Source organism: Candidatus Poriferisodalis sp. (genome assembly GCF_965214215.1).
In the GTDB taxonomy this organism is placed as follows: Bacteria; Actinomycetota; Acidimicrobiia; order Acidimicrobiales; family Poriferisodalaceae; genus Poriferisodalis.
This window is the reverse complement of the sequence record NZ_CBDCBD010000003.1, coordinates 774,890-788,721: the sequence shown is the minus strand read 5'-3', so window position 1 is coordinate 788,721 and position 13,832 is coordinate 774,890. Positions and strand designations below refer to the sequence as shown.

Sequence of the window (13,832 nt, the reverse complement as noted above, 5' to 3'; positions counted from 1 at the left end):
TCGGTCCGGCGACTACGACCAAGTCACGGTGAATTCGATGAATGAGAATGAACCGCTGGTCCTGGAATTCAGATCTGCGGACTGGGACCAGCCCCAGACCGTCACCGTCGGGACCCGCAACGCCTGTGGCACCGCTTCCTGTGAGGTCACACTCACGCACGCCGCGAGGGTGTTCACCAACTCAACGCCGGCGTCGCAGGGCACTTGGGACGACTACTCCAAGGGAACCGTCGCGCTGCCGTCGCTCACCGCGACGGTCGTCGGCGATGACGTGCGAGAGGTGGTCATCACCGAGACCGGCGGCGGCACCGAGGTGGCCGAGGCGGGTACCGCAGACGAGACCACCGACACCTACACCATCTCATTGACCAAAGCCCCCGTGAGCGGCGACGCGCAGAACCAAGAGAGGGTGCAGGTCTTCGTGGCGGCCTCAGCCGGAGCGAGCCTGAGCTTCTCCGACAGCACCCGGTGGCGCGACGGCCGGCTGACCTTCACCAGCGACGACTGGTCGCCCGTCGTGGTGACCGTCACCGGCGTGGACGACAGCCTCGACAACACCGGAGGCGCCCGCAGCGTCTCGATCACCCATCGGGTGGTTGTCGTGCCCTACCGCGGCGCGTACGAGTCGGGCTCCGCGGACACGATCACGGTCACCGTGACCGACGACGATCCGCCGCCCGCCGGGATCGCCCTGAGCGCTTCGCCGGTGAGCATCGACGAGACCGACAACCCCGCTAATACCCCGGTCACTGTCACCGCAACCGTGCAGGGCGACAGCCGCTTCGACACCAACCAGACGGTGGACCTCTCGGTCAGCGGCTCGAGCGACTCCGACGGGCGGGTGCCGTTCACGCTGAAGCCCGACAATCTGCCGCACATCGCCCGGCTCATCAACATCGCCGCAGGCGACGCCAGCGCCACGTTCACCGCCATGGGCATTCTGGTGACCGGCGACAGCGTCGATCAGGCCGACCGGGTGGTGACCATCAGCGGCACCCTCGGGGCCTACACCGTGACCCCGGCGACGGTCACGCTCATCGACAACGACCCCAGCACCTTCACGCTGGCCGCCGCCGACGCCGCGGTGGCCGAAGGCCAGGGCAGCACCGAGGTGACCGTCACCTACGGCGGCACCGCTCTGCCCGCGGGAATGACGGCGCTGATACCGCTGACGGTCACCGGTGCCACCGTCGGCGACCACTACACCCTGGCGCTCAAGCAGGGCAGCGACGGCACGCTCGACACCTCGGCGCCCTACAACGCGCAGAACCCGGCGCTGCGCTTCGGCGCCGGCGACACCACCGCCACCCTGGTGCTGACCGCGGTGCCCAACGAAGATCTCGACGACCGCACCGTGGCGGTCGCCTTCGGCGCCGGCGCGCAGGTCACCGGTTCTGGCGGTGGCGTCTCGCTGGCCGGCAGCCCAACAAGCGTGGCCATCACCAACGACGACGCCCACCCGGCGGTGTCGGTGACGAAAGGATCGGCGGTCACCGAGGGCACCGCGGCGGCCTTCGAGGTGGCCATCGCCAAGGCGCCCAGCGCCGATCTCACGGTGAAGCTCACGGTGGCCCAGACCGGCAAGGTGGCAGCCGCCGCCGACCTGGGCGACAAGACCGTGGTGATCAAGAAGGGTGCGACCACCGCGGCGTACACAGTGCCGACGGTGGGCGACTCCGCCGACGAGCCCGCAGGCTCGATCAAGGTGACCGTCGTTGCCGGTACGGGTTACACCGTGGCCTCGTCTCCCGACGACGCAGCGGCGGTGGCGGTGAATGACGACGACGCCACCAAAGTGACCTTGACGGGCACCATCGAGGACAAGACCAATTCACGCCTCGTGTTTCTGGCAGAGGGCGACACCCCCGAGACCAGCGAGCTGACGGTCACCCTCGGTCGTGCTCTGCAAGCCGACGAGATGCTGGAAGTGCCCTTGCAGGTGGACGGCGGCGCGGTGGGTGACGAGTTCTCGCTGGCGCTGAAGGGCTCACCTGCGGGCGTGAAGCACGTGGGCGGGTCGCTGATCTTCACCGGCTCGGCAGGCAACACCGTCAAGGCTGCCACGCTGAATCTGACCATCGAGCACGACGCCGACACCGCCGACGAGGCGATCACCGTGTCGCTGCCCGCCACCTGGCCCAGCAGCTCGGTGACCTCGGCCGCGACCACCGTCGGCGGCGGGGCCACCGGCTCGGGACGCATCAGCTTCCACATCACCGACGACGACGCCTCCGCGGCGCCCGGCGTGGAGCTGGTGGTGGAACTCGGCTCAGGCCGCCCCGACGTGGACGTGCGCCGGATGCGCGTCGATGAGGGCAGCGCCGGCGTCTACCAGATACGGCTGGCCACCGACCCGGGCGACGGCATCACCGTGGTGGTCACCCCGGAGGTGGGCGACAGCGCCGCGGCGACACTCTCGCCAGCAAGCCTCTCCTTCAGCGGCGGTTCGGCCGGCAACTGGGGAACCGCCCAGAAAGTGACGGTGACTGCATCCCAAGACAACGACGTCGACCACGAGCACACCGCCATTACTCACTCGGTGACCAACTACACCGGCGTCGCGGCCGGGCCAGCGGTGAGCCTGGTGGTGGTGGACGACGAGGCGTCGGGGCCGCCCTTGGCGGTCGTGCCCGCCGAGGTGCCGGTCACCGCCTTGGCCGTGGGCGCCACCGTGCAGGTGGAGCTGGTGCCCTTTGGCGTGTCGTTCGCAGGCGCCGGCGGCAGGGGCGGAACCGGCGGCACCACCAACCGCAACGCCAACGACAAACTCTGGAACCCGGCCACCGGTGAGCTGACCGCCGCCGCGCTGGGCCACATCGAGGTCTCGGGCCTGCCGACGGGCGTGACGGTGACCGCCGGTCGCCTGGTGCGAGCCCACGACCAGGATTTTTCGGACTCCACCAAGTCCACCGGCGCCCACGTGGTGCTCGATCTCACGGTCTCGGCCGCCGTTGCCAATGCTGACTCCACCGTCACGGTCACTGCCGGCGCCGAGCTGCTGTCGCGCCGCGGCGACACCGGTTCGCCGTGCGATGGCAAGTGCGACCCCATCACCGGGAGCTTCAAGGTGGCGAGCGTCACCCCGGGGGTGATGGTGATGCCCAGCACCCTGACCCTCATCGAGGGCGGCGCTGCCGGCGAGTACAGCGTGGTGCTGGCCACCGACCCCGGCCCTGGCAGCACCGCAGTGGTCACCCCCACCTCCGGCGATGTCGGCGCGGCGACGGTGAGCGGAGCGCTCAGCTTCACCGGCGGCTCCAGCGGCAACTGGAGCGTCCCCCAGAAGGTGACGGTCACCCCCGCCGACGACGCCGACGCCGCCGCTGAGTCGGTGCAGGTGTCCCACACCGTCACCGGCTACACAAGCGTGACCACAGGGCCTTCGGTGACGGTGACGGTGACCGACGACGAGACGCTCTCGGCCACCGCGACCCTCCCCCAAGCCGGGCTGACCCTCACCGAAGGCCAAGCCGGCAGCTTCTACACGGTGACGCTGGGCGCAATCCCCACCAGCACCGTCACCCTCACCGTCACCGCAGGCACCGGCGGCGAAGTGAACAACAAGAGCGGCCTCGGCGCCTCGGCCACCTTCAGCTACACCCCGTCGGACTGGGCGCCGCGCACCGTGAACGTGGCCGCCGCCGACGATGCGGTGGACAATCCCGGCATCGGTCGCACCGTTGTGTTCAGCCACGCGCTCACTGGCGGCGAGTACGCCGGGGTGCCGCTGCGCGACGTGACCGCTGTGCTGGTCGACGACGAGCCCACCGTGGTGTCGATCACCGGCGGCGGCGAAGTCGAGGAAGGCGACACCGCCGCCTCGGCCGAGGTCACCGTCGCCCTCGCCAGGGCGCTGGTGGCCGGCGAGGTGGCGGCGGTGCCGCTCGACCTCACCGACGGCTACGCAGGCACCGCGGTCGGGGTGGCGCTGAAGGGCAGCCCCACCGGCATTGCGCTGAGCGGCGCCGGCAGCGACACCCCCACGGTGACCTTCACCGGCGCCGGGGCGCAGACGGCGGTGCTGGTGCTGACCCCGGTGGCCAACTACGACGACGGCGACTCCCGCAACGACCCGGTGACGGTGGCCTTCGGCGACCTGGCCGACACGAACCTTGCCACCAACCTCGAAGGCGGCACACAAGCCCACACCAGCGACACCAGCGCCACCGTCACCATCACCGAGGGCTCGGTGGTGACCTTCGGCGCCGCTACCTACACGGCGGGAGAGGCCGCGGGCACCCGCACCGCGACCGTGAAGGTGAACGCCTCGCCCGCTCCCGAAGCCGATCTCACCGTCGCCTACACCGACAGCGGGGGCACGGCGGAGTCGGGCACCGACTACACAGCGCTGAGCGGCAGCGTGACCATCGCCAAGGACGCGACCTCGGCTGACATCACCGTCACCGTCGCCGACGACAGCGCCGTCGAGGGCCGCGAGACGATCGAGCTGGCGCTGAGCAGCACCGCCACCGACTACGCCGTCGGTTCGACGGCGTCCACCACCGTCACCATCGAAGACGACGACCCCGGGCTGGTGCTCTCGTCTCCCACCCCGACCGTGGCTGAGGGCGACACGTTCACCTACCAGGTCAGCCTCTCCACCCCGCCGACCGGTGACGTGGTCGTGACCGTCTCGGGCCAGGGCGGCAGCGACCTCACCGTCGACACCGACAGCGCGACCGACGGGGACCAGGCCACCCTCACCTTCACCACCGCCAACTGGCATGAGCCCCAGACCGTGACCCTGATGGCGGCTGCCGACGACGACGCCGACGACGAAACCGTGACGCTGACCTACACGCCGGTGGGCGGCGGCTACGACTCGGCCGGCGCTCAGGCCCAGGTGACCATCGACGATGAGACCCCGCAGGTGACCTTCGGGGTGGCCACCTATTCCGCCGGCGAAGGGTCGGGCACCCTCAACGTCGTGGTGGAGGCGTCGCCCGCCCCAGCAGCCGATCTCACCGTCGCCTACGCCGACAGCGGCGGCACGGCGGTGTCGGGCACCGACTACACGGCGCTGAGCGGCAGCGTGACCATTCCCGCCAACGCCGGCTCGGCCAACATCGCCGTGACTCTGACCGAGGACAACGACCTCGAAGGCTCAGAGAGCATCGTGCTGGAGCTGGCCGCCCGCAGCGGGTACCAGGTAGGCAGCCCCGCCGCCACCACAGTCACGGTCGCCGACAACGACCCCGGGCTGTTGTTCACGCCTGCGGGCGCCGCGCTGGCGGTGACCGAGGGCACCAGCGCCGAGTACACGGTGCGGCTCTCGACGGTGCCGAGCGGCGACGTGACCGTGACCGTGGCGGGCCACGGCGGCAGCGACCTCACCGTCGACACCGACGGTACGCAGGGGGGCAACCAGAACACGCTCACCTTCACCACGTCCAACTGGGACCAGCCCCAGACGGTGATGGTCTCAGCCGGCGCCGATGGCGACTCCGACAACGACAAGGTCACACTCACCCACACGGCCGCCGGCGGCGGGTACGCCTCGGTGACGGGGACGCTGACGGTGACCATCGGCGACCTGTCGGTGGCTGTCTCCCTGTCCGGCTCAGACGGCGACGCCAACGCCAACGCGGTGGAGGGCGCGTCGAACGCGACGGGCTATCGCACAGTCACGGTCTCGTTGAACCGGGCGCTCACCGGCTCGGAGACCGTGACGGTGCCGCTGTCGGTTTACGGCGCGGTGGTGACCACCGATTTCACGTTCGGGCTCGAGCCGTCGACCCAGGCGGGGGTGTCGCTGCTGGTGGCTGCACCGCACTCGGCGCAGAACCCGGCGGTACGGCTGGCCGCAGGGGCTTCGCAGGCGACGCTGCGGTTCACGCCGGTCGACAACAATGCGCGTACGCAGCCCTATGTGCTGGTCGACTACGGCGCGGGCAACCGGGCGCCGAGCCACACGAACCTGCCGGCGGGGCTGGCCGATCCGGCGGGCGGGCCGCTCGGGTTCGTCATCGTCGACGACGAGACCGGCGACATCGAGGTGCCGGTGAGCTGGCCGCTGCGTCCGTCGACGCTGAACTCCGGCGACGAGTTCCGTGTGCTGTACATGACCTCCGAAGGCGGCACAGCCGAGTCGTCGGACATCGCCGACTACGACGCGTTCGTGCGCAGCGTGGGAGCGCGCAGCGGCATCCAGGCGATCCAGCCCTACGTCGGGTTCTTCAAGGTGTTCGCCAACACCCGCAGCTCGAGTGCGCCGACGGCCAATGTCGCGGGCCGCGCCCACGTCGGGATGTGGTCTTCCAACGCGTGGGCCGACGGGTCGACCAAGGCCGACGATGCGGGCACGCCGATCTACTGGATCAAGCGCCACAAGATTGCCGACAACTACTTCGATTTCTGCGACGGCAACTGGGACAACCGGTGGAGCGAGACCACGAACCATCTCCGCCACGAGGACGGTTTGCCCGCCGACGGTGACAAGGTGTGGACCGGAATGCAGGCGAACTGCACGCTGCACACCAACCCCCTGGGCCATTCCGCCAACGTGTCCTTCGCCGCAGGCACCCAGGCGGCCACAGAGGGCCCGCTGCGCAACGGGCAGGAGGCCCCCACCAACACCAACCGGTTCTACGCCATGTCGCCGGTGTTCAAGCTGACCGGGCCGGCGATTCCCGTCGTCTCGTTCAAGCAAACTTCGTTCTCTGCCAGCGAGGGCGGGGACACCGGCGAAGTCACGGTGGTGTTGTCGAGCCCATCGGCCACAGACCTCACGGTGAGGTACCAGGTCCCGTCGGGTTTGGCAGTGAAGGAGGGCGTCGACATCGAACCGCTGTCGGGCACGCTGACGGTGCCCAAAGGCAAAACCGAGGCCGTCATCGAGGTCGTCGTGGTGAACGACAACCTCATCGAAGGCATCGGGATTTTGCGCATCGCGTTGCTTCAGGGCGAGGGGTACTTCTTGGGCGGCATCCGTAACGCCATTGTGAGCATCCTCGACGACGACGCCGGAAACCAGCCCGGTGCGGTCGCCTTGAGCGTCGACACAGACACGGTGTCTGAAGGCGGCGGAGCGCAGACGATCACGGTGACCGCTTCGCTGGCCGGCACGTCGGTGTATCTGGTGGACCGCAAGGTGAAGGTGAGCGTGGAGGGCTCGGGCGCTCCCAACGTGGTCGGCTTCGCCGCGGTGCCCGACTTCGAGATCACCATCGATAAGGAGTCCTCGGAAGGTTCGAACACGTTCACCCTCACGCCCACCGCCGACGCCGTCTACACCGGCGACGAGACTGTCACGGTCTCGGGCGAGTGGCTGCCGGCGACGCCTCCGATCCCGCGAGAGCCGGACACCACCGTCAGCCCGGCGACCGTCACGGTGGCCGACGACGACCCGGCCATCGAGGTCTCTGCTGCGTCGGTGACCATGGACGAGGGCGACTCGACGACCTACACGGTGGTGCTCGCCACTGAGCCGACCGGCACCGTCACGGTGACCGTCTCGGGGCAGTTCGGAACGTCGCTGGCGGTCGACACCGACCTGGCCAACCCGGGCCTCGACGACACGCTGAGGTTCACCACCTCGAACTGGGACGAGCCCCAGCCGGTGACGCTGCGAGCAGTGGACGACGACGACGGCGACCACGAGCAGATCACCTTGGCACACACCGCGTCGGGCGGCGGCTACGGCTCAATCACCGCGGACGTGGAGGTCGCCATCACTGACGACGACTCGGTGGCGCCCCCGCCGACGTCGACGGACGAGCCCGGCGGCTTGTCGGTGTCGGCGAGCGGGGTGGCGTTGCACCGCACGGCGATCGCCGAGGGCCACCAGCGGCAATTCGAGCTGTCGAGGATTCCGCAGCGCCCGGCGTACTTCGTCTTCTTCAAGCCGCTGTCGGGGTACTCGGCCGAGGCCGGCGACGTCACCTTCAAGGTCCCCAACCAGCGGGGCGCTCTGGTGGAGATCACGGCCGGTGAGGGACGTCGGGCGTTCGAGGACTCTGTGAGCGGGCGTCTCCGTTTCGAGGTGACCGCCAACGCCGACGACGACTCCGACGACGAGACCTTCGGCGTGCAGCTGTGTACGACCGCTGACTGCACCGGCGGCACGGTGTTGGGCGACTGGACGGTCACGGTCACCGAATCGTCAGACACGACGGTCACCGGCACGGGCACGACGATCACCGTCAGCGACGGCCACACCACCGTAATGGAGCGGGGGCACAACACCGACAGCCGCGACCGCCGCGACGACATCACGATCACCCTCGACGCAGCGCCGACTGAGAACATTGTGATCTTGGGCAAGGTGGACACCCAGGTGCGCACCGGCGGCACTGACGACGAGCCGATCAGCAAGGCGATCGCGCGGCCGAACGGGCCGCCGGCGTCGGGGAGCTCACTGGACAATCCCGGCGACTGGCATTTCGTGGCGCGGTTCGACAGCACTGTCGGCGGGCAGGCCGCGACGGGGGAGCACCTGACACGCAAGGTGGAGCTCGTCGCAGAGAACAACGTGGTGGACCATGGTGATCTGACGGGCACGTGGTCGTTCAAGGTGGTCGTGCAGGCCTACGACGGCGACGCCGGTGACCGGTCCTATTACCTCGACAACCCCGACTACACGACCATTGCGTTGCCGTCGCTGCCGGTGACGTTGACCGGCGACGACGAGCCCACCGAGGTCATCGTGCACGCCGCCGCCACCGAAGACAACATCGCCGTTGAGGGCAGCACCACCGACACCGCCAAGTTCCGGGTGTCGTTGAGCCGGGCTCTGGTGGCGGGCGAGTGGATCACCGTGCCGTTGGCGTTCAGCGGGGCCGAGCTGGGCACCCATTTCACGCTGTCGCTCGACGGCACCCCCCAAGGGGTGGCCTATTCGGACTCGCCCGGCGGCGCTACCGGGCTGCTGCGGTTCACTGGCCCGTCAGCCCAAGAGGCCACGGTGGTGGTGACCGCTGCGTCCGACGACGGCAACACCGTGACCGAGAGCCTGCTGGTACACACCTATCGCGATTCGGCGCCGTGGAGCGACACCCGCATCGTCTCGAACCTCGACGGCGGTGCGTGCTCGGGGGAGGGTTGCGGCATGGGCCGTGACGCCGAGCGCCAGCACCGCATGACGCTCCAGGAGACATCCGCGGGGCTGAGCGTCGTCGACGACGGCGACAGGCGAGTGGTCGAGGGCAGCACCTACACCTACGAGGTCCGGCTGAACACAGCGCCCTCGGCCCCAGTCACCGTCGCGGTGTCCAGCGGCAACACCAGCCTGGCGTCGGTCACTGGCGGCGCCAGCCTGACGTTCAACCCGAGCGGCAACGGGATATGGAGCACCCCGCAGACGGTCACGCTGACAGCAGGGGACAACGCAGCCGATGCTGTCGATGCCTCGGTCACGATCACCCACGCCTTGTCGGGGGACGCGACCTACGCCGCGCTTTCTGATGTGACCCACACCCTGACCGTCGCGGACGACGACGCCACCACGGTAACGATGACCGGCGCCGGGGTGCGCACGTCGTCGTCGGGCGCGGAGATCTCCCAGGTGATGGTGGAGGGCGACGCATCGAGGGTGGACCGGTCGCTGACGATCAGCCTGGGCCGGGCTCTGGAGGCGGGCGAGTACGTGCGGGTGCCGCTGTACCTGGAGGCGGTCGGCCACAGCCTCAACCCCGAGGATCAGCCGTGCGACCTCACCGACCTCACCGACGGCTATCCGTCGGAGCCGATCGAGGCGTGCACTGTCGTGAGCGGGATCCGCGGGCCGCGTTACAGCGCAGACGTGTCGTGGCCGATCCACTACAACGACTTCGAGATGTCCGCGACGGGCACCGGCGTGTCCGTCAAGATCGTCAACCGGCTCACCCCACCCCATGCGGGGTTCCGCTGGCTGGAGTTCCGCGGCGCGGGCGCGCAGACCGCGGTGCTCGAGCTCAACGCCCGCGACGGGTTCGACGACGGCGAGACGTTCGACGAGGAGTTCTCGGTTCGGTTCCCCAACGACCTGGCGGTGCTGCCCATCCACGCCTGGAACAACCGCAAGCACCTGAACCCCGAGACCAACCTCAGCGGCGGCATCGAACCCTGGCACAACGGTGCTCAAGCGTGGTACGGCATCACCGACACCGAGAGCGACGGCACCGGCAACTTCGTACCGACCAACTGGCCGCTTCTGCCCGACGGACTGCAAGCGGGTGACACCTTCCGGTTGCTGTACGTCACGAACGCTACGACTACAGCGTCACTGGCGAAACTCGATGCGGCCACGACCCTTGTGCGCGCTGAGATCTCCGGCAACGGCCTCAAGAACGGGGGTGTAGAGGATCTGGCGCCGTTCGCCGAGGCGTTTTTGCCGATTGTCTCGGTGGCCTGGGGCAGCGCAAGTTCCGCTGGACGAAATCCTGGCACGAACGCTGACGCGTACGCCAGGTTCGACCCGGCAGACGACGACCATTCCGACGATCCGATCTACTGGGTCGGCGGCAGCAAAGTCGCCGACGACAAAGCCGATTTCACCGACCGCACTTGGGATGACGAGGCCAACCCCAGGTTTGCTGACGGCACCGCGGCGACCATCAACGCCAGCGGCTATTGGACTGGGTCGCTGTCCACCGGCAAAGAACAGCCCCGAAAGTGCACTTCGGGCGCAAATGAGTTCCGTATGTCGCTGGGCACCCCGCAACAGACCCATGCTGGATACCTCAACGACGCCGGCGCGAACCGGACGCCGCTCGGCCCCGTCAACGAAGGTTGCAGTGGTCAATCGGCTGGTGACGCAAAACCCCTGTTTGCCCTGTCCGACACCTTCACCGTGGCGGGCGGCGTCTCAGTCGAGAACGCATCGGCTGCCGAGGGCAACGCGATCACTTTCACCGTGACGATTCCCGACGCGGCTCCGGCGGGGGACATCACCGTTCCTTACACGCTCTCTGACGGGCGCGGCATCGCCGGCGAACCGGCGTACACAGAAGCGACCGGCGCGTCGGGCGGCACCGCCGCCGATTACGACAACGACGCGGGCACCGTCGTCATCGCGCAGGGCCAGACCAGCAACACCTTCACCGTCTCCACCACACAAGACAGCACCTATGAGGGCGACCACTTCTTCACCGTCACCCTCGGCACCCCCACCGGCACGGACGCGCCGGCTCTGAACCCCACCAAGAGCGCCGCCACCGGCGCCATCACCGACGCAGACGACCTGCCCACCCTGGCGTTCAGTTCGGCGACCGCGAGTGCTGCTGAAGACGATGGCACGGTCGCTATCTCCGTCGCCAGCACCGGCGAAACCGAGGTGCCGCTGTCGGTGTATTGGACCACTGCCGATGGCGCCGGTGGCAGCGGTGCCGTCCACCCCGGCGACTACACCGCCGACGCGGGCCGGCTCACCTTCGCTGCGGGCGTCACCTCCAAGACCATCACCGTGGCTTTGGTCGACGACGACTCCACAGAGAGCGACGAGACGTTCACGGTTCGGCTCTCCAGCCCGCGTGAAGCCCAGCTCACCGGCGGTGCCACGGCCCTCGAAGCCACCGTCACCGTCACCGACGACGACAGCTCGGGGCCGGTGGTGGTCATCTCGGCGGACGCGGCGAGCGTCACCGAGGGAACCGCGGCGGCGTTCACGGTGGAGATCGGCGAGGCGCCAACCACCGATCTCGAGGTGAATCTGTCGGTGGCCGACACGTCGGCTGCGGCCGATTTCGTGACTGCTGGCGGGGAGGGCGCTCAGACGGTCACCATCAAGGCGAACCAGACCTCCGCGGCGTTCACCGTGGCGACCACGGCCGACACCGTCGACGAGCCCGACGGCGACGTGACGGTGACCGTGGTGGACGGCACCGGCTACAAGGTCGGCAAGATCGACGAAGCGGCTTCGACGGTCACCGACGACGATCCCACCGTGGTCTCGCTGGCCCGCGTCGACAGCGGCAACATCGCCGAGGCTGGCTCTGGCGCGGCGGCCGACGCGGAGTTCACCGTCACGCTCAGCCGGCGGCTGTACGCGGGCGAGACGGTGGTGGTGCCGCTGGTGCTGTCGGGCACGAACGTCACCGTCCGCGACACGACCGTCGCCAAGAAGGCAGGGGCGACGATCAACAGCGGGGTGAGCGTCGCCGATGGCGACTCGTTGGCGCCGACGGTCACGTTCGCCGGCCATGACACCAACACGGTGCAGGCTGCGACATTGACCGTGGCGGCCCTCGAGGATTATGTGGCCGAAGCAGCGGAGACGGTGACGGTGGCGCTCGGCCCCGACGGCACGGGCGCCAACGGATTCGACAGCACCAGCCTGGCCACCGACGTGGGCGGCGGCGTCAATCCGCACGCTTCCAACAACACCTTCGACGTGGACGTGAACGCCAGCACCGGCGCCAGTATCGACTCGACGACGATCACCGAAGGCGAGTTCAAGACGTTCACCGTGTCAGGCATACCGGCATCGTGGACGGGTACACCGCGAATCGGGCTCGGCAGCGTCACTGAGTCGAATACAGATTCGACTTCAGCGTTCCCGGCGTGCGAGCCGTCCGACCTGTTGGAGCTCGGCGGACAGGTCGACATCTGTCATGTGCTGAACGAGATCGACTGGGACGCCACGAAACGGGAGGCTTCGTTCGAGTTCTTGGCGGCACCCGACGACCGGGCAGAGTCCGGCGAGTTCCTTGTGGTGCTACTCCGCGACTCCGCGGACACTGCGCGAGCAGCCGCCTTCCGGATTGACATCAACGAGTCATCGGGCCCGGTGGTGTTCTTCGGCGACATCGAGAACGAGCACCCCGAAGACCACGGCACGGTCAACATCCCGATCAGGCTGCTGCCGACGTCGGGCTCACAGGTCGACGTGAGCTACACGCTGGAGGGCACCGCTGTCGCAGGCACCGACTACACCCTCACCGGCCTCACCGGCACCTCAGGCACGCTGACCTTCCCAGCCAACACCGACCGGCAGAACCTGGTGGTCACCCTCACCGACGACGCGGCGCCCGAAACCGTCGAGAACATCGTGGTGACCATCGACGCCGGCACCGGCTACACGGTGGGTCCGTTCCCCCGCCACGAGACCACGGTCACCGACAACGACAAGGGCTTCGTGTTCACGCCCGCAGAGGTGACAGTTGCCGAGGATGGCACCGGCAGCTACGAGGTGCAGTTGTCGCCTGCGCCGACCGGCGACGTCACCGTCACCATCACCGGGCACGCCAGTACCGACCTCACCGTCGACACCGACTCCCAGATGAACGGCGCCCAGGCCACTCTCACCTTCACCACGTCGGACTGGAATCAGCCCCAGATGGTGAAGCTCACCGCGGCAGCCGACAACGACGCCGACAACGACCAGGTCACCCTGCGCCACACCGCCGCAGGCGGCGGCTACGACTCGGTCACCGGCGACTTTGTCGTCACCATCGAAGACACCGACACACCAGCAGTGGTGACGGTGTCGTGGTCGCAGGCCGACGGGTCTGCGTTGCCGGGGACCCTGGCGCTGGTGGAGGGCGACACTTTCACGATCAAGGTGTCGCTGGACAACGCTGCGCCTGCGGGCGGGGTGACGATCCCGCTGGGAATCACTCTCCGTATCGGGCGTGCGGCGGGTTTCGCGATCCCGACCAGCGTGACCATCGCTGCCGGGCAGACGTCGGCGACGTTCGACGTGGAGGCGCTGACCGACGATCTGCTGGAGGACAATCAGCTTGTCCAGGTGACGCTGTGTCCGGCGGAGTCGTGCCCGGCGGGTTACACGTCTGGTGACACGCCGCCGACCGTTGACTTCATCATCGAGGATCCGGGGATCACGTTGGACGCTTCGGGCATAGCGTTCTTTTCCGAATCAGAGGTCACGAAGTTTCTCGACGAGGGCGCCAGCGGCA

General features: G+C 68.5%; 1 protein-coding gene (cut by both window edges). It reads left to right on the top strand.

This entire window lies inside a single protein-coding gene on the top strand: locus tag ACOOF5_RS05875, encoding a Calx-beta domain-containing protein. The 53,250-nt coding sequence extends 17,123 nt beyond the window's left edge and 22,295 nt beyond its right edge, so the window shows coding positions 17,124–30,955, spanning codon 5,708 (partial) through codon 10,319 (partial); the first codon wholly inside the window starts at window position 2. The start codon and the stop codon both lie outside this window.